At 69.2% G+C, this 17,593-nt stretch carries 13 protein-coding genes and 2 pseudogenes; 6 read left to right on the forward strand and 9 right to left on the reverse strand.

Annotated elements, in window-relative coordinates; translation table 11 throughout:
• Positions 1-13 precede the first annotated feature (13 nt).
• Positions 14-1,195, reverse strand: coding sequence for an AHH domain-containing protein (locus VFZ09_RS17575; protein WP_329728742.1), 1,182 nt, complete (start codon positions 1,193-1,195; stop codon positions 14-16).
• Positions 1,196-1,427: 232 nt separating this feature from the next.
• On the opposite strand from VFZ09_RS17575, the gene VFZ09_RS17580 reads away from it, so the two are divergent.
• The gene (locus tag VFZ09_RS17580; RefSeq protein WP_329728743.1) at positions 1,428-2,738 is read left to right on the forward strand and encodes a transporter substrate-binding domain-containing protein; all 1,311 of its coding nucleotides are present in this window, start codon (positions 1,428-1,430) and stop codon (positions 2,736-2,738) included.
• A 3-nt stretch (positions 2,739-2,741) separates the two neighbouring features.
• On the opposite strand, the gene VFZ09_RS51635 is transcribed toward VFZ09_RS17580, so the two are convergent.
• Positions 2,742-3,398, reverse strand: a complete 657-nt coding sequence (locus tag VFZ09_RS51635) for a DUF6968 family protein (protein WP_414640712.1) — start codon at positions 3,396-3,398, stop codon at positions 2,742-2,744.
• Positions 3,399-3,424: 26 nt separating this feature from the next.
• Between VFZ09_RS51635 and VFZ09_RS17590 the strand changes: the two genes are divergently transcribed.
• Entirely contained in the window at positions 3,425-6,259 is a 2,835-nt protein-coding gene (locus VFZ09_RS17590; RefSeq protein WP_329728745.1) for a pitrilysin family protein, read from the forward strand.
• Between the two features lie 143 nt (positions 6,260-6,402).
• Here the strand turns inward: VFZ09_RS17590 and VFZ09_RS17595 are convergent, their stop codons facing one another.
• From VFZ09_RS17595 to VFZ09_RS17620, 6 genes are all read right to left on the reverse strand, one after another.
• The gene (locus VFZ09_RS17595; RefSeq protein ID WP_329728746.1) at positions 6,403-7,146 is read right to left on the reverse strand and encodes a hypothetical protein; all 744 of its coding nucleotides are present in this window, start codon (positions 7,144-7,146) and stop codon (positions 6,403-6,405) included.
• Positions 7,143-8,531: an AAA family ATPase gene (locus VFZ09_RS17600; protein ID WP_329728747.1), complete on the reverse strand. Its 1,389-nt coding sequence runs from the start codon at positions 8,529-8,531 to the stop codon at positions 7,143-7,145. Before VFZ09_RS17600 ends, VFZ09_RS17595 begins: the two co-directional genes overlap by 4 nt.
• Before the next feature lie 189 nt (positions 8,532-8,720).
• Positions 8,721-9,179 carry a VOC family protein gene (locus VFZ09_RS17605; RefSeq protein ID WP_329728748.1) on the reverse strand — a complete coding sequence of 153 codons (459 nt, stop codon included), beginning with the start codon at positions 9,177-9,179 and terminating at the stop codon, positions 8,721-8,723.
• A 114-nt stretch (positions 9,180-9,293) separates the two neighbouring features.
• Positions 9,294-9,719 (reverse strand): hypothetical protein, encoded by a 426-nt coding sequence (locus tag VFZ09_RS17610; RefSeq protein WP_329728749.1) that lies wholly within the window; start codon positions 9,717-9,719, stop codon positions 9,294-9,296.
• A gap of 105 nt (positions 9,720-9,824) precedes the next feature.
• On the reverse strand, positions 9,825-10,385 hold the full coding sequence (locus VFZ09_RS17615; protein ID WP_329728750.1) for a Uma2 family endonuclease: 561 nt from the start codon (positions 10,383-10,385) through the stop codon (positions 9,825-9,827).
• A gap of 164 nt (positions 10,386-10,549) precedes the next feature.
• Entirely contained in the window at positions 10,550-11,179 is a 630-nt protein-coding gene (locus VFZ09_RS17620; protein WP_329728751.1) for a hypothetical protein, read from the reverse strand.
• Positions 11,180-11,321: 142 nt separating this feature from the next.
• Between VFZ09_RS17620 and ubiE the strand changes: the two genes are divergently transcribed.
• On the forward strand, positions 11,322-12,065 hold the full coding sequence (ubiE, locus tag VFZ09_RS17625) for a bifunctional demethylmenaquinone methyltransferase/2-methoxy-6-polyprenyl-1,4-benzoquinol methylase UbiE (protein WP_329728752.1): 744 nt from the start codon (positions 11,322-11,324) through the stop codon (positions 12,063-12,065).
• Between the two features lie 48 nt (positions 12,066-12,113).
• Positions 12,114-15,620, forward strand: coding sequence for a toll/interleukin-1 receptor domain-containing protein (locus VFZ09_RS17630; RefSeq protein ID WP_329728753.1), 3,507 nt, complete (start codon positions 12,114-12,116; stop codon positions 15,618-15,620).
• 58 nt (positions 15,621-15,678) lie between these two features.
• Here VFZ09_RS17630 and VFZ09_RS17635 read toward each other — a convergent pair whose 3' ends face one another.
• A complete protein-coding gene (locus VFZ09_RS17635; protein WP_329728754.1) occupies positions 15,679-15,975 on the reverse strand; it encodes a hypothetical protein in 297 nt (98 codons plus the stop codon).
• Between the two features lie 714 nt (positions 15,976-16,689).
• On the opposite strand from VFZ09_RS17635, the pseudogene VFZ09_RS17640 reads away from it, so the two are divergent.
• Positions 16,690-16,983, forward strand: a pseudogene (locus tag VFZ09_RS17640) (hypothetical protein); the annotation flags it as partial.
• Between the two features lie 34 nt (positions 16,984-17,017).
• Positions 17,018-17,593 (forward strand): annotated as a pseudogene (locus VFZ09_RS17645) (hypothetical protein); the annotation flags it as partial.

Here is a 17,593-nt window from a genome sequence, read left to right on the forward strand (position 1 = left end):
CTGGTGTTGCGCCTCATGTCGTCGTCAGCAGCTGGTGGAGCAGTGTCCCCGGCGTACAGACGTCATCCGCGATCTTCTTGAGCTCGTCCACCAGGATGCTCCGGCACTGTTTCGGGGTGCGGCACTGGGAGAGCACGGCTTCCAATCGACGGTAGACCTCCTGGTGGTACGCCTCGGAATGAGGGCCCTTGTGACCCTTGAGATAGACGCGGTTCTCTTTCGCATCCAGGCTCATCCCCGCCATCTCGAATAAGTCCTCGAATCGGGGCGTCCACGGGCCACCGCGCAGCGTCGAGATGTGGTTCTTGTCGGTGGCGAGGTGGTGCCAATAGTAGCCGTCCGTCTTCTCGGAGCCATCCGTGCAGGCGCTGCCCACAGCGGCCGCCATGGTGCCCGCCGCCACGCCCGTGACGAGCACGGTGCCGTCGGCCACCATCTGCACCGCCGAGGCGCCCTCCAGGGACAGGCCCTCGGGGAGGGCGTAGCGCGGGGCGCGCAGCAACGCCGTGAGTCCGCCCTCGGGCACCGGGGGCAGTCCCTTGGCCACGCCCAGGCTGGCCACCAGCATGAGCACCCGTAACCCCGTGCCGCCCAGCGCCTTGCCGAAGCGCTCGGCCACCCGCTCGATTTCCTGCGGTGTCGTGGCCGCGTGGGCTTCCCGGTACAGCTGGACACAGGCCAGGGCCACGCGGGTGAGTTCCAGCACACCCACGGCCAGCGAGAGCCGGAGCGTCAGCAGGGCCACGAAGGCCTTGCTGAACACCGGCTCGGGCGCCAGCCAGGCGGAGAAGTAGAGGAAAACCGAGAGGGTGACACTGGAGAGGAAGACGGGAGAGGAGAACAGCTCGCGCGCCGCTTCACGGGCGCCCGCGCCCATGTAGTGGGGAGAGCGTTTCAGGGCGAGGAGGACAGGGCTCGTCTCCAGGGACTGGGGCAGGGGCAGCCGGGAAGGGCCGAAGCGTGAGAGGAGCTCCTCGAGCAGGTGAGCGCGCCAGCCCTGGGGCGGCGGCTGCGTCGAGGCCGTGGAGGCCAGGACGAGCCGCGGCCGGGGGGGCTGCTGGGTCCGCAGGGACGCGTGCAGGGACGTGAGAACGTCCCGGGCGTCTTCCAGGCGCATTCGCTCCAGGGAGGGGTCGGGTAACACCGGCTCGAAGGAGAGTCGCAGGCGGCCATCGGGCAGTGGAGTCGTGCGCACCTGTTCTGGCTCCTGCCGTGGGCGCGGCGTCTCGGGAGTACTGGCCGGAGAGGTGGCGCACGCAGCGCAGAGGATGAGCCCCAGCGCGAGCACTCCACCTGACAGCGGACGGGAGCTTTTCATGCCCCGGCAGCTTGCACGACCTCCGGCGCGCCGCGCACCTGTGTCCGTTCTACGTGGGTCGCACGCACGTCCCCTGGGGGATTCGCCCTGCCTGGGGCAGAGTCCGGGGATGCTCCCTTCCCTCCCTCGTGCCCGCCTCGCGCTCGCGGGCTGCGTGCTGGCCCTGTTCGCGGCGTGTGCGACGCATCCCGGCACCACGTCACCCCCTCGCGAGACCCGGCTCCTCCGCGTCGGAACGAGTGGTGACTATCCGCCCTTCAGCTCCATGCGGGACGGGCAGGTGTCCGGCTTCGATGCCGCGCTCCTGGAGTGCTTCGCCTCCGAGCGCGGATACCGGCTCGAGTGGGTGCGCTTCCTCTGGCCGGAGCTGCTGGCGGACCTCGGCGCTCAGCGCTTCGACCTGGCGGCCAGTGGTCTCACCCTCCGCCCCGAGCGCTCGCTGGCCGGGCGCTACACCGTCCCCGTGGCGCGCAATGGGGCCCTGTTGCTCCTGCGGCGCCCGGCCTGGGCCCCTCCGCCCGCGGCCGGTGACACCGAGGCGCCACTCGCGCTGCTGCGGGCGCTCGACCGGCCTGATTTCCGCGTGGCCGTGAACCGGGGCGGACACCTGGAGCGCGTGGCGCGTGCGCACTTCCAGAACGCGCGCATCCTCGCCATTCCCGACAACGCGGCGGTGCGCGAGGCGCTCGCCTCCGGGCAGGCCGATGCGGCGCTCACCAACACCGTCGAGGGTCCTCGCTGGGCCGAGGGCCTCTCCGGCATCGAGCGCGTGGGGCCCTTCACCCGGGACGTGGTGGCGCTCTTCGTGCAGCCCTCCCGGGCCGGGCTGGCCACCGAGCTGGACACGTGGCTCCTGCGGCAGGAGGCCCGCGGCGCGCTCGGGGCGCTCCGTCAGAGCTACCTGGGCCCCGGCGCCACCGGTCCCACCGCGACCCCCGTGGACGCGCTGCTCTCCGCCACCGCCGAGCGTCTGGCATTGATGCCCTGGGTGGCCACGGCCAAGCAGCGCGCGGGTCAGCCCATCGAGGTGCCCGCACAGGAGGCTCGGGTGCTGGAGGCCGCGCTGAAGGAGGTCCACGCCGCCGCCGCGGCCCTGGGCGTTCCGGCGCCTCCGGACGAGGCCATCTCCGCTTTCTTCCAGGCACAGATGGACGCGGCGAAGCGGATTCAGCTCCGCACACCTCCGGCCGCCGCGGAGGCTCCCGTGCACTCGCTCGACGAGGAGCTCCGGCCGGCGCTCGCGCGCATCAGTGCTCGCATCAGTACGCTCGTGCCGCGTGTGCCGCGAGGCCTGGACCGCGAGGCCACCCGGCGGAAGGCCCGTGAGGAGCTCGCGTCCACAGGACTGGAGGGCGGGGAGATCGATCGTCTCGCCGATGCGCTGGTGGCGCTCGGGGCGGCCCGTCTCGAGAACCCGTGAGGGTCAGCCCTGACGTCTGGTGCTCCGCTTCCCGTGAGCCGGTTGTCCGGCTCGGCGATGGGTGGATTCCAGGGTGCGTGCGAAACGATCCGTCTCCTTCTCCACCATCTTCTCCAGTCGCAGGGTGAACGCCGGTCCGAAGAGATCGGGAATCACCTTGGGAAATCCCAGCCAGCCGTCCTGCCCTCCCGCCCAACTCAGAGTGTCCGCATGAGGGGTGAGCTCGAGACGGATGGCCTGCAGGGCATTCTGTAGCGCCTGCATGGAGTCCATGCCCCAGGCCTCACGGACTTCCCGGTCGCCAAGGCCCTCGAAGGTGTAGGGACAGACGTAGTCGCCTGTCGTGCGATCCTTCCGGGGCTTCCCGATTCGGATCCTTGCGGACGCGTTCTTCTTCCCTTCGAGCGTCAGGTTCCGTTCGGCGATGACCGTTCCCAGTGGGCGGGGCCTGGTGGAACTCTTCTTCGTGGTGGCTCTCTTCGTTCTGGTATCCATCGGTCCTGGGGACTCGTCATTTCTTGCAAGACCCTCACCCCGACCCTCTCCCAGAGGGAGAGGGGAGGATGGCCCGGGTGCTCCCCTGCTCAGCTTTTTCCCCGCTTCGTTCAGCCCTGGGCTTTCTTCCCCCATGCCCCTCTTTCGGGAACACCCCCCGGGCATGCCCGGTTGGTAGGTTCCAGATGCCTATGACCCTCTCCGCACGCTTCCGCCTCCTCGTCGCGGCCCTCCTCGTCGCGGCCTGCACTCCCCCGCTCGTCAACGCGCCGGGCCCCTCCTCGCCCCCCGCTGACGCCGCCCCTCCGCCCCGCGCCGAAGCCCCCTCCTCCCCCGCCGCTCCCTTCACCAGCGTCGAGGGCATCACCGAGTACCGGCTCGACAACGGGCTGCGCGTCCTCCTCTTCCCCGACCCCACCAGGCCCACCGTCACCGTCAACGTCACCTACTTCGTCGGCTCCCGCCACGAGGGCTACGGCGAGACGGGCATGGCCCACCTCCTCGAGCACCTCCTCTTCAAGGGCACCCCCTCCACCCCCAACGTGCCCCAGGCCCTCACCCAGCGCGGCGCCCGCCCCAATGGCACCACCTGGTTGGATCGCACCAACTACTACGAGACCCTCCCCTCCTCCGACGACAACCTCCGCTGGGCCCTCTCCTTCGAGGCCGACCGCATGGTCAACAGCTTCATCGCCAAGAAGGACCTCGACAGCGAGATGACCGTCGTGCGCAACGAGCTCGAGCGCGGCGAGAACGACCCCTCGCGCATCCTCTTCCAGCGCGTCATGAGCTCCGCCTTCTCGTGGCACAACTACGGCAAGTCCACCATCGGCGCCCGCGCGGACCTCGAGCACGTCCCCATCGAGCGTCTCCAGGCCTTCTACCGGAAGTACTACCGGCCCGATAACGCCATGCTCGTCATCGCCGGCGCCTTCGAGCCCCAGAAGGCCCTCGCCGAGGTGCAGAAGACCTTCGGCGCCCTGCCCCGTCCCGCCGAGCCCCTCCCCGCCACCTATACCGAGGAGCCCACCCAGGACGGCGAGCGGCTCGTCACCCTGCGCCGCGTGGGCGATGTGTCCGCCCTCACCGCCGTCTACCACGTCCCCGAGGGCGCCCACCCCGACTTCGCCGCCATCGACGTGCTCACGCACATCCTCGGCAACGCCCCCTCCGGCCGCCTCTACAAGGCCCTCGTCGAGACCAGGAAGGCCTCCAGCGCCGGGGCCTCCAACTTCCAGCTCCACGACCCCGGCATCCTCGCCTTCTCCGCCGAGGTCCGCGAGGGCCAGTCCCTCGACGCCGCCCGCGATGCCCTCCTGAAGACCGTGGAGGACGCCGCCCGCACGCCCTTCACCCAGGACGAGGTGGACCGCGCCAGGACGGCCCTGCTCAAGTACGTGGAGCTCATGCTCAACGACTCGGAGAGCGCCGCCATCCAGCTGTCCGAGTGGGCCGCCATCGGCGACTGGCGCCTCTTCTTCCTCCACCGCGACCGGATTGAAGCCGTCACCGCCGCCGACGTCACGCGCGTGGCGCGGAGCTACCTCAAGTCCTCCAACCGCACGCTCGGCCAGTTCATCCCCACCGCGAAGCCGGACCGCTCGGAGATGCCCGAGCGCGTCAACGTGGCCTCCCTGCTCGAGGGCTACAAGGGCCGCGGCGAGGCCGTCGTGGGCGAGGCCTTCGACCCGTCTCCCGCCCACATCGAGCAGCGCGTGCAGCGCTCGCAGGCCGCGGGCCTGAAGCTCGCGCTGCTGCCCAAGAAGACGCGCGGCGAGATGGCCCACGTCACCTTCAACCTGCGCTGGGGCACCGAGAAGGCCGTCTGGGGCCGCTCGGACGCCGCGGACTTCGCCGGCATGATGCTCATGCGCGGCACGAAGAAGCACACCCGCCAGCAGCTGCGCGACGCCTTCGACAAGCTCAAGGCCCGCGTGGGCGTGGACGGCGGCGCCTCCGGCGTCAGCGTCTGGATGGAAGCCCCGCGCAAGAACCTCCCCGAGGTGATGACGCTGGTGGCCGAGGTGCTGCGCGAGCCCGCCTTCGACGCCCGGGAGTTCGCCCTGCTCCAGGAGGAGCGGCTGGCCTCGCTGGAGGCCCAGCGCAGCGAGCCCAACACCCAGGGCCGCATCGCCTTCTCGCGCGCGCTGTCTCCCTACCCCGCCGGGCACCCGTACTACGCGGAGACGCTGGACGAGTCGCTCGCCGGGGTGAAGAACACCACCCTGGAGCAGGCGCGGGCCTTCTACCGCGAGTTCTACGGCGCCTCGCAGGGCGAGCTCGCCGCGGTGGGGGACTTCGACGCCGAGGCCCTGCACAAGCAGGTGGCCGAGCTGTTCGGCGGTTGGAAGAGCCCGGCGCCGTACGCGCGCATCGCCGCGCAGCCGTACAAGACGGGCACCCAGGCGCTGATGCTCGAGACGCCGGACAAGGCCAACGCGCTGTTCCTCGCGGGCCAGGGGCTGGGGCTGCGCGATGACAACCCGGACTACCCGGCGCTGGTGCTCGGCAACTTCCTGCTCGGCGGCGGCTTCCTCAACTCGCGGCTGGCCACGCGCGTGCGCCAGCAGGACGGCCTGTCCTATACGGTGGGCAGCTCGTTGAACGCGGGCTCGTTGGACCCGGTGGGCGCGTTCTCCACGTACGCCATCTACGCGCCGCAGAACGCCGCGAAGCTGGAGACGGCGGTGCGCGAGGAGCTGGAGAAGGTGCTGAGCCAGGGCTTCACCGCGGACGAGCTGGAGAAGGCGCGGGCGGGCCTGCTGGAGTACCGGCGCACGGGCCGCGCGGATGACGGGGGCCTGGCGCGCACGCTGGCGTCGTACCTGTACTACGGGCGCACGCTGGAGTTCGACGCGGCCTTCGAGAAGCGCATGAGCGAGCTCAAGCCCGAGGACGTGCGCACGGCGCTCTCGCGCTACCTGGACTGGAAGAAGGTGACGGTGGTCAAGGCCGGCGACTTCGCGGGAGCGGAGAAGAAGGCCAAGGCCCCCGTGCCCACGCAGCCCGCGCCGCCCGCGAAGTAACCGCTTCACTTCCGCCAGTTCACCGCGGGCAGTTCACCGCGGGCATTTCCCCTCTCCCTCCGGGAGAGGGACGGGGTGAGGGTGGTGCGGACCCCGGGTTCGCCACTGCCCTCACCCTTCGTGTTTCCGGGGCTCCGCCGTCATCAGCGCAGGAAGGCGCGGGTCATCGCGGCGTACTGCCTGGAGTCCTGCTGCATGCGCTGGAGGATCTCCCGTGCCTCCTCGGCATAGGGCTGTTGGCCGATCTTGATGAGGTTCTTCAACGCCCTCACGTGGCCCAGATGCTCCCTTCGGCGCTCAGCCAGTTTCTCCCGACGGAGGCCCAGGGTGTGAATTGTCACCTCCCCGCGTGCGTTGCCATCCACTGCGTAGGGCACCTCTTCCCGGAATGAGATGAATGCCTCGGGGTCGTCCACGGAGGGGTCGAGCAGTAGCGGGTCCTCTGCCGTCACATCCTCCTTGTGGCTTCGGGCCCGCCGCGCGGGGGTCTGTAAGGGGAAGAGGTTCTCCTTGAACTGCTGATTGCAGAGGGTGCAGGACACGAACAGGTTGGACCACTCGTAGGCCAGCCAGTAATAGCCGGGCTGGTTCAGGGGCTCACCTTCCTCCTGGCGCCATCCCCCCTTGGGGCGTAAGTGCTCGACGTCTCCGTAGGAGATATGCTCGAACGGCGATTCGCAGAAGGCGCACTTGCCGTGTTGTGCCGCGATGAGCGCCTGCTTGACGGTCTCATGGGCGTAGAGGCTCGAGTCGAACTCGAACGTTCTCTTGCCCTTCTGGTAGCTCCGAGGGGCTCGCGAGTACGCCGTACTCATGGATCGCCGGGCGCGCTCGCCTTTCGTCTGAAGGACCTCGGGTGGCTCGGCCGGTTTGCGGACGCGGATCACTTCTGGCCATCCCGCAGGCGCTCGGCGGCGCGCTGGATGAGCTCGAGGGCTTCGCGCTCGGTCTTCGTCTCACCCGTGGGCAGGGGCCCGATTGCCGTTTCCAGCTCCCGCAGTCTGGTTTTGTCCTTGGGCGTCAGTCGAGGTTTGGCGAGAAGCGCGGTCCGCTCCTTGAGCAGTTCCTCGGCCTGGGGTGGCCGGGCCGTCTCCAACCCGAACAGGTCGCTCGTGAGGATCTGGTCCACCCGCCAGCCCCGGATGGATTCCACGTCGTTGTCGATGACGACGTGGTCACCCTCCCGCTTGAGGACCACGATGTTCGCATCCGCGGCGCTCTGGACGACGAGCGGGCTGTGCGCCGTCACGATGAACTGGGTGTTGGGGAAACGCTCGGTCAAATAGCCGATGAGCTGGCGCTGCCACGTGGGATGCAGGTGGAGATCGATTTCGTCGACGAGCACCACCGCGGGTTCAGCCAGCGGGTTGGGGCTGTCGGGGTAGCGCTCGAACATGCGGCTCGCGAGGTCCACCATCCAGGCGATGAGTGTCCGGTATCCCAGGCTCAAACTTCGCATCGCGACCCAACCGTAGGGAGTCTGGACTTCCACCCTGGCCGTTGGGTTGGTCACATCGGGAGGTGCGAAGCGCAGGTCATGCACCTCTGGCAGCAAATCGAGCAGCAGTTGTTTGATGCGATCACGCTTCTGCTTTGCTCCCCCCTTGTTCTCTTGTGCGAGTAGCTCCTTGCTGGCTGCGTAATCGGCTTGTAGGAGCCATTCCTCCGCGTTTCGAAGCGGTACATCCTCGAGGAAGAGGCTATCGCTGGAACGCGACTCCTTCTGGGCGGACAACGTGCCATTGCCCATTCGGCGAGTTGCTCCATAGCCATAGCAGACCAGATTCTGGAAGGGCGTGGAGACAATCGTCGCTTCGCTTCCCCACATGGGCTCCAATGCATACTCAAGCTCGGCTTGTTCTTCGTTTCCGCCACCACTTGCCAGCAGCGCTCCGGCCCTGACCTTGGCGGAAAAACGGGCGAGATACGCCTGGTGCCGAACAGGATTCCAGGACAGGGTTTCCGGCAGGAAGTACCCCTTGGGGAGGTGGTAGCGATCTCCCTCCTGTTCATAGGAAATGGGTTCGAAGGCGGTGAGTGCCTGCAGCAGGGTCGTTTTGCCCATGCCGTTGTTGCTGAGAATCACCGTCCATCTCGCCGGTCGTCCCTTGCCGTCGGAGAGGTTCAGGGTCTGCTCGGGTCCAAAGCAGCGCACGTTCTCAAGGGTCAATGAACGGAAGTACACGGGCAGTGGCTCAGAAGGTGTCGGCTTGCGTGAGCCCGCCCGCCCTCGTTTCGCCAGCTGTGCTCTTCCCCGTGTCTTCGTGGCCATGTCGCTCCTCGACTGGTGCCCACCTTGGCTCCTGTCGCGACCGGTGTACCACGAAGGTTGCAACCGAGACCGGTCCTCAGCCGCCGTACGCGGCCGGCAGTCCATCGGGTGAGGAGTCGCCCTCGTAGCGGCTCCCATCGAGGAATGCTCCGCGGGACGCTGGCTTCCCCGTGCCGCGGGCGCTCCGCCCTACCCGCCCATCATCTTCGCCATGCGCCGCTGCATCTCCTCGGGCGTCACGTCCTCCACGTGCTGCGCGAGCGTCCACTTGTACCCCTCGGGATCCTCCACCTGCGCCGTGCGGTCCCCGTAGAACTGGTTCTCCAGCGGCCGCACCTGCTTGCCTCCCGCCTTCAGGAAGCGCTCGTTCAGCGCATCCACGTTCTCCGTGTACACGCACAGCGCCATGGGCGAGCCGCCCAGGTCCTTCGCGCTCTTGTTGCCCCACTCCGGCATCGCGTCCGACAGCATCAGCCGCGACGTGCCCATCCGCAGCTCCGCGTGGGCAAGCTTCCCGTCCGGCATCAGCAGCCGGTACACCTCCTCCGCACCGAGCGCCGTCTTGTAGAACTCGATGGCCTTCGCCGCGTCGCGCAGCGCCAGGTACGGCGTCAGCGAGTGGTATCCGTCCGGAATCGCCTGGGGCATGTGTTCTCCTGGAGGTGAGGCTCCCCGCTTCTGACGGGGGCGGCGAGCCTCCCCGGCGCCTCGGCTCCAATCAAGTCCGGATGTCGGGACGGGACTCCCCCGCCTCGGCCCGCGTCAGGAGAACACGAGGGTGGCTTCTCCCGACAGGTTCACCTCGGTGTACGTCTCGACCTGCCGGGTGGTGGGGATGACGAACCCCGGGGTGCGCGTGGTGATGCCCACCGTGCGGATTCTCACACTGCGGTCCTGGCCGATCAGCTGGGCATGGGGAATCAACACGCTGAAGAGGATTCCCCCGGCATCCGCCGCGTTCGACTGCAGCTCGAGGGTGACCAGCGTTCCGATTCCCACATCCACCTGGCGGATTTCATCGCCGCTCGCGCTCACCTGGCGTTGGCGATCCCGGTACTGCAGGAGCGGCCGGCCGGTGATGCTCGTGGTCGAGAAGCTCACGTGAATGTCCTTCCCGCGCAACTCGAACTGGGTGGGCGAGTTGGAAACGATGTCCGCGCGTGGCGCGATGGGTTCCACTTGATCCATGGAGATGCCTCGTCTGTCTGGGCGGCGCCCCTGCGAGCAGCGCCGCGGGTTTCGCCGAGGCAGAGCGGGCTCGCGTGAATCGTGACGAGGGCTCGTCCTCCCGGGTCAGCGCTGCCAGAGCAGGCCGAGTTCCAGGCGCAGGGGCGTGAAGGGCTCGGCGTGCACGTACGCCTGGCCGGCGTGCGTGCCCAGCGTCTTCCAGTGGCCACCGTCCAACGCGTAGACCTCCAGTGCTCGACGCAGCGGGTCCACCAACCACAGGTGGCGCACGCCCTCTCGGGCGTAGACCTTCATCTTCTTCTCCCGATCCAGCACCTCCGTGGAGGGCGAGAGCACCTCGCAGACCCAGTCCGGCGCGAGGGTGAAGCCCACCACTTCGGGCATCACCGGCATGCGCTCGCGGCGCCAGCCCGCGATGTCCGGCACCAGCACGTCCTCGCCCAGGTGCAGCTCCGGCTCGGAGAGGATCAACCAGCCACCCGGGCCCCCCCTTCCCAGGGAGAAGGGTCCATAGAGCTCATGGTGCAGGGCTCCGTGTGCGAAGACATGGGGCGAAGCCGGACGGGGGCTCGTGTACAGCTCACCGTCCACCAGTTCCGCCACGAGGTGCGGAGGGACCGCCTCCAGGTCCGCGTACGTCGCCTTGCGTCTCTGGCCGGTGCCCATGTCTGGAGCATGGGCAGCCGGGCGGGTCTCTTCAAGGGGCGTCCAGGGTGCACTGCTGGATTCAGGGTGCATCCCCAGACACTACACCCTACTTCCGACATCAGGGAGTCCCGGGTACCCTGTCACGTTGTCCCGCCCCGGGCCCGTCTGCTTCCGCGCTCCGCTCAGTTGCCGCAGAACGTCGGGCGGCCGTACAGGCGGCAGAAGGTCTCGATGTCCTTCCCGGTGAGCGCCGTGCGCGGCTGGGGCTGCTCCCGGCTCATCACGCTGTCCACTCCCTCCGCCGGTGTCCCGATTCCCAGCGCCTTGCCCACCGCCGTCAGCCAGTCCCCTCGCGTCACCGCCCCGGGCGCGGCCGTGTCCACGTAGATGACGCTCTGCAGGAGCCGCCCCGTGCTCAGCCGCAGCGTGAGCGTCGTCTGCACCTTGTACCCCTCCACGCCCGCCGGCCTTCCCGACACCAGGTGCACGCGCCGCTGCGAGCTGTCCTCCGCCGGCACCGTGCTCTCCACCGGCGCCGTGAAGCACAGGTCGCTGCACGCCTGCGCGTCCCACGCCGCCAGTGCCGCCTCGAACTCCGGCAGCGCGTCCTTCATGTCCGGCGCGTAGCTCGTCTGGATGCAGCCCGCGGACAGCGCCCAGTGCGCCACCACCCCGCTGAGCTCCTTGAAGGGCACCGCCAGGTCCACCGGTGGATTCACGCAGACGTCATCGGCCCCATTCCCACCGTCCCCCTCCGTCCCCGGACAGCCCACGAGCAGTGCCGCCGCTCCCAACGCAATCATGAGTCGCATCCGCCCAATCTACCATGCGCGTCCCGCCCCACCCCCTCCGGGCCCCCCGGACGACTTGCTCGAATTCGTGGGATTAGCGCCGCACCCCCGACCCCTCCGCCCCCCTCGGCCATCCGGCGGGGTGGGTGCTATAGCCCGCCCCATGAGCACCGCCCCCCAGCCCTCCTCCGTCACGCCGTCCTCCGAGTCCTCCGCGCCTCGAGGCGGCTCGGGCGCCATGTTCGACATGATCGCCCCCCGTTATGACCTGCTCAACCGGCTCATGTCGTTCGGCGTGGATCAGCGCTGGCGCAACAAGACGGTGGATGCCCTGGAGCTCCAGTCCGGGGCCCGGGTGCTCGACCTGGCCACGGGCACGGCGGACCTCGCGCTCAAGGTGCTCCAGCGTCACCCGGACACCCAGGTGGTGGGCGTGGACCCCTCCGAGGGCATGCTCGAGGTGGGCCGGCGCAAGGTGGCCGCCAAGGGCCTCACCCGCGTGTGCGAGCTGAAGGTGGGGGATGCGCAGCAGCTGCCCTTCGAGGACGACAGCTTCGACGGGTTGTGCATGGCCTTCGGCATCCGCAACGTGCCGGACCGGGCCCGTGCCCTCCGGGAGATGGCCCGCGTGGTGAGGCCCGACGGGCGCATCGCCATCCTCGAGTTGTCCGAGCCGCGCGGGGGACTGCTCGGCCCGCTGGCGCGCTTCCAGATTCGCACCGTGGTGCCCTTCATGGGCCGGCTGCTGTCCGGGGCTCGCGAGTACCGCTACCTCCAGGAGTCCATCGCCGCCTTCCCCGAGCCCGAGGTGTTCGCCGGCATCATGCGCGACTCGGGCCTCGAGGTGCTGCGCGTCACGCCGCTCACCTTCGGCGTGTGCTGTCTGTACGTGGCCCGGCCCCGCTGAGGGCGCCGCGGACTGGATTCCGGGCGCGAATCGGGCCATCCATCGCCCGTGCCCACTCCGACACCCCCGCCCGTCTTCATCTCCTACGCGCGAAGGACGAGCCGTGCCCACGCCGAGGCCCTGCACCAGGCGCTCGGCGGCGAAGGGGGGCTGGCGTTCCTGGATACCTCCGGCCTGGAGCAGGGCGAGCACTGGCCGGCCACGCTGAGGGACGCGATGTGGGCCGCCAGGGTCGTGGTCCTCTTCGCCGAGGACGGCTACTTCCAGCGGCTGTACTGCTGTCGCGAGCTCCGTTTCGCCCTGGCGCCCTTCCTCGCGGCCCAGAAGCACCCGGGGCTGTCCGAGGCGCAGCGGCGCGAGGCCCTGGCGCCGCTCGTCGTGGCCCGGCCCGTGGCGGGCTCTTCGGGCCTGGCGCTCCTGCCCCCTCAGCTGCGCGACACCCAGTGGCCTCGCGCGGATGAGACCGCCCTCCTGGCGGCGCTGGTCCGCTCGAGGCTCGACGCCGCCGGAGCCACCCTGGGCGAGCGTCTGGAGGCACTCGGCGCCTCGCGCTCCCGGACGGCGGCGCAGGTGGTGGAGGAGCTCGCGCTCGAACCCCCCGCTCCCCTGGAGGTGACGCAGCCGCTCTACCCCGTCTCCCTCCCCTCCTCGCTCGGCACCGCCTTCGTCGGACGCGCGGACGAGCTGTGGGGAATCGATTTCGCGCTCCGGGCCCAGGCGCCGCTCGGCAACCCGCGCATCGCCGCGCTCCAGGGCGGCGGTGGCACCGGGAAGACGCGCCTCGCCCTGGAGTACCTGCACCGCTACGGGCGTCACTACCCCGGCGGCGTCTTCTGGATCGATGCCGATGCCGGCGAGGAGCGGCTGGAGGAACAGCTCCACGGCGTCCTCCAGACGCTCCGCCCCGACACGCCCCCCCTGCACGTCTTCCGCAAGGAGCAGCGGAACCTGTCCACCGCTCTTGCCCAGTCGCTCCGGGAGGCCTCCGCGCGGCCCGTTCTCTACGTCGTGGACAACCTGCCCGAGCCCTCGGGAACACAGCGCCCCCGGCCCCTCCGGGACTTCTGCCCCGGGCCAGTCCACGTCTCGCTGCTCGTCACCTCCCGTCTTCGCATCACCGAGCCGGGCGTCGTCCCCCTGCGCGTCGAGCCGCTCGCGCCCGAGAGCTCGCGGGTGTTGCTGACGCACGACGTGACGGAACATGCCCTCGGTCCCCAGGAGTGGGGGCGCGTCACCCACTGGGTGGGCCATCTCCCGCTCGCGCTGGAATTGCTCAACAGCGCCCTGCGCCTGGGGGCCATCGACTCCCGGGAACTGCTCGAGAAGGCCCTGCATGAGCGGCCCGCCCCGGAGCTGGACCGGCAGATGGACGCGCTCCGGGACCAGGTCCCGCGGGACTCCCTCCGGGGCGTCACCGAGGCCTTCTCCCTCTCCTATGAGCGGTTGCTGGAGGAGGTGCGCAAGGCGGCCCGGCTCGTCGCGTGGCTGGCCCCCGAGCCCATTCCGATGGCGCTGCTCGAGGCCCTGGGGCCGGAGGCCTCGGAGGCGAAGCTGCGTACCGCGTTGGTGGCGAGGTCCTTCATCACGCCCATCCCGGGACGGGACATCCCCCTCTTCGGCCGGATGCACCGCCTGCTCGCGGACTTCCTGCGCGGCCAGTCGCCCGAGCCGGCCGCGGAATTGCGGCATGTCGGCAAGGCGGCGCTCGAGATGGTTCCGCCGGAGGCGTGCCGGGACTCCGCGGCGTGGCCCATGCTCCAGCTCTGGTTCCCCCACGCCGAGTCCCTTCATGCCTCGCTGCGGCAGCAGGGCACTCCGCGCGATGCCTCGCTCGAGGCGAACCTCGGGTTGCTCATGGGTTCCTACCTGGCGGAGCGAGGGGCGCTGACGCAGGCCCGGGACCTTGGCTGGGAAGTTCTCGAGCGGGTCCAGGACACATTGGGACCGGAGCATCCCGATACGCTCGTCGCAGTGAACAACCTCGCCCTGACGTACCGGCAGTTGGGTGACAACGCCAGCGCCATCGCCTACGGGGAACGGTTGGTCGAGGTGAGCCGTCGCGTGATGGGGGCTGCCCACCCCAGCACGCTCACCGCGATGGGTAACCTCGCTGGGGCATTGCAGGATGAAGGATTCCTCGTTCGGGCGCGCGAGCTGAAGGAGGAGGTGCTGGAAGGCAAGATGTGGCTCCTGGGTCCCAAGCATCCCGAGACCCTCGTCGCGATGAGCAACCTCGCTCGTCTGCTCGCTGAGGAAGAGGAGTTTGAAGAGGCACTTGAACTGGAGGAGAAGTGCCTCCAGTTCTCCGAGGAAGTCCTTGGCCCGGCTCACCCGGACACGCTCCTCGCGATGGGCAGTCTCGCCAATATCCTTCGCTCGTTGGACAGACTGGATGAAGCACGAGCGCTCCAGGAAAGGGTCCTCACGGCCTTTCTGGGGACTCACGGCCTCCATCACCCCAAGACCCTCGTCCTGCAGTCGGAGCTTGCCGCGACGCTCTCGGATAAAGGAGACCACGCGGAGGCGCGACGACTCCAAGAGGAGGTCCTCGCCATCCGGTCGAAAGAGTCTGGAGAGGGGCATCCCGCCACCATTCTCTCGATGCAGAACCTCGCGAAGATCCTCAAGCGGGGCGGGGAGCTTCAACGCGCGTGTGTCCTCCAGCGGGACGCATTGGAGCGCTGTCGCCGGACTTTCGGCGAAGGCCACCGGGAGACCCATACCGCATTGAACGAGCTCGCCGGGACCCTCCGTGAGTTGGGCGTGGAACAGGAAGCGCATGCCCTGGAAGAAGAACTGCTGCGCTCAGGCCAACAGCACCTGGGCGAGGACCATCCCGGGACGCTCAGTGCGATGTCTCAGTTGGCCGCGGTTCATCATGCGAAGGGCGAGCTTCACCCTGCCCGGGAGCTTGGCCACAAAGCACTGCAAGCCTGGGTGAGGACCCGTGGCAATGAAGATGACATGACGACCCTCGCGGCCTGGAGCCATCTCCAGGTGCTGCGCGACCTCGGGGATTCAATGGCCTGTGAGGCCATCCTCTCGCGACACCTCCAGTGGTTGCTCGAGCGGGCGCCCGAAAACCTTCATCCGATTCAGCAGGGCATCCGGAACGAATTGTTGAAGGAGCGGGGGGCGCACGGCTCGAATCCGGAGACCGACGATCCCGTTGTCGCCAAGCTGGTGCATGAGGTCGAAGAATTGAGGGCCACGCCGGGCAAGGCCGATCTCCTGCTGCATGTCAGCGGCACGCCTGTCGAGTCGGACGAGGCGTACGAGCAGATCCGCTCGTTCCTGCTCGGGAAGCTGCTCTCGCGCGGCATCCACAAAGGCGAGGCTGTCGCGATGGTCGAGCGCAGGCGCAAGGAGTACCGGGTCCAGTTTCTCCTGTGGCAGGACCACGGGCCCGAATCGCTTGGCTCCATCACCGTGCCGCTGCAGGGCCATGGGGCCAAGGCGTTCTCTGCGGCGTTGAAGAAGGCGGGCATCACCCGGCTGGAGGACCCATCCGTTCGTGCGGTGGCCATCAAGTCCTTCGACCCCGGCGAGGAGTGACACTTTCTCCCCCGAGTGTGGACAGTGCGAGGCCGGAACCGGAGTGCGAGCCCCGGTCTCAGCTCCGCTTGAGCTTCGCGAGCACGCGATCGAGCTGCTTGGTGACCTCCAGCCAGGCTGGGTCTGTCTTGTCGTGCTCGTTCACGGGTTTGCCACCGGGCTGGATGGCCTGGAGCTTCCCGATGGCTCGTTTCAACACGGCGCCAGAGCGCCTGGCGTGCTTGGGCTCGCGGTGGACGTAGGTTTCCACGATGAAGCGGGGCAGCAGGCCTTCCGGAAGTACCGTGCCATAGCGGTAGATGAAGCCGAGGCACTCGTCCGGCGGGGGCACCCTTGAGGCGCTGGAGGGTTTCACCACTTTGAGCATCCCAGATACAGATACGGCCACTCATCCCGCCGGCAGCGAGGAACCGCCCATCGGGTGACCACGAGGGGCGGCCCATCCAATGGTCTTGAGTGCCACTGCGCACGGGGGGATTTGGACCCTTCAGCCAGGCTGGGTGTCAGTCACCTCGTGATGGTACGCCCGGCCCTCAAAGCTGGGGAGACTGGCGTAGGCGACGGAAGGGGCTTCGCCACGGCAAGCGAGTCCCCGCCCGTGAGCCCGTGCCCACGAACTGGCGCGCCTGCTGCTGGTGGAGCGCCGTGTCCGCCTGGCGCCAACTCCTCCAGTCCGCGGGCACACGACATGGCGGCGCGAACCGCCACTGTCCCGGGCGGGGCGTCTCCCGGTGACGAGCGCGTGGCTTCAGTCCCTACCGGGGCCCCTTGGAAGAACAACCGCCCAAGAAGATTGCGCGTGCCCGGCCTGCCCGGACAGAAGGCAGGGGATTGCCATGTGTGATAGTCGTCCTGTCGGAGTGAGCGGGTATTGCTTGCTTGGGCGCCGCCGTTCGGGGGTGCTTCCGGAGGGCGCAGACTGATGATGACTCACCCGTGGACCGTGATGCTGCTGTGTCTCTGTCCTGCGCTGGGTGGGGCAATGGATTCTCCCTCGCCCGACAGCGAGTCTCCCCCGCCACCTTCCCCCGCCACGTGGCGCGACCTGACGCGGGTGGAGGCCACCGGGCTGGCGCGCCGCTACTCCAACCGGGCCAACCCGGACGACCCCCCTGCGGGCGCCTCCCTCACCGGCACCCTGGGCCCCCTCTACGTGGAGGCCTTCGCCTCGGACGTGCTGGGGGCGCGTCTCATGGGGGCCCAGGCCGAGGTGGACTTGCAGCACCGCTTCACCGGGCCACCCAGGCAGCGGGGCCGCTACACCCTGGGGCTGTCGGCGGTGCATGACTGGGGCAGGGCCGGAGGTGCTTCTCCGCCGGTGACGCGGGCCCACCTGAACGGGACGGCGGTGGTGGTGCGCCCGGGTGCCTTCGCCTCGCTGGGCCCGGGGGTGGACCATGCGCGCTGAGGCGTGGGCGCCCAGGTGGGCGGCGCTGCTGGGCGCCGTGCTGCTCTCCACCGGCTGCGTCACCCTGGCGCCGCGACACGCTGTCAGCACCGCCGAGGGCCCCCGCGCGCTCTCCATGTCGCGAGAAGCGGGGGCCAGTACGCCCGCGCCCGAGACGCCCGCCCCTCTTGCTTCCACGGAGGCGGGCGAGCACGCCTTCTCCGCCGAAACGGGCGGGCAGGAGCGGCTGCACCGCCGCCGCAGCGCCCGCGGGCTGGGCCCGGACGCCGCCCTGGCCAGCTCGGGCGAGGCTCCCGCGCCCGAGCTGGCCGGAGTGGGGACTGCCCCCCAGGGCTCGCCCTCGTGCGGAGGGCAGGCCGTGCCCCCGGGCTGGCCCGACTTCTCCTCCAGCCGTGACGAACTGCTGGCGCCCTTCCTCACCTGCACGTCGCCCGGGGAAGTCCTGGCCCTCCAGGAGCGGGTGGACATGCCCCGGCTGGTGGAGGCCCTGGACGACTGGCGCGCCGTACGGCTCGGTGGCCTGGGACCGCCGCGCGAGGACGTTGCCCATCTGCTCAACCAGAAG

Source organism: Archangium sp. (assembly GCF_036277355.1).
In the GTDB taxonomy this organism is placed as follows: domain Bacteria; phylum Myxococcota; class Myxococcia; order Myxococcales; family Myxococcaceae; genus Archangium.

Bases quoted from the DNA above. Each gene is read 5' to 3' on its own strand.
- ubiE (WP_329728752.1), top strand. From the start codon at position 11,322: ATGAGCACCGCCCCCCAGCCCTCCTCCGTCACGCCGTCCTCCGAGTCC.
- VFZ09_RS17605 (WP_329728748.1), bottom strand. From the start codon at position 9,179: ATGCCCCAGGCGATTCCGGACGGATACCACTCGCTGACGCCGTACCTG.
- VFZ09_RS17620 (WP_329728751.1), bottom strand. From the start codon at position 11,179: ATGCGACTCATGATTGCGTTGGGAGCGGCGGCACTGCTCGTGGGCTGT.
- VFZ09_RS17610 (WP_329728749.1), bottom strand. From the start codon at position 9,719: ATGGATCAAGTGGAACCCATCGCGCCACGCGCGGACATCGTTTCCAAC.
- VFZ09_RS17600 (WP_329728747.1), bottom strand. From the start codon at position 8,531: ATGGCCACGAAGACACGGGGAAGAGCACAGCTGGCGAAACGAGGGCGG.
- VFZ09_RS17580 (WP_329728743.1), top strand. From the start codon at position 1,428: ATGCTCCCTTCCCTCCCTCGTGCCCGCCTCGCGCTCGCGGGCTGCGTG.
- VFZ09_RS51635 (WP_414640712.1), bottom strand. From the start codon at position 3,398: ATGCCCGGGGGGTGTTCCCGAAAGAGGGGCATGGGGGAAGAAAGCCCA.
- VFZ09_RS17615 (WP_329728750.1), bottom strand. From the start codon at position 10,385: ATGGGCACCGGCCAGAGACGCAAGGCGACGTACGCGGACCTGGAGGCG.
- VFZ09_RS17590 (WP_329728745.1), top strand. From the start codon at position 3,425: ATGACCCTCTCCGCACGCTTCCGCCTCCTCGTCGCGGCCCTCCTCGTC.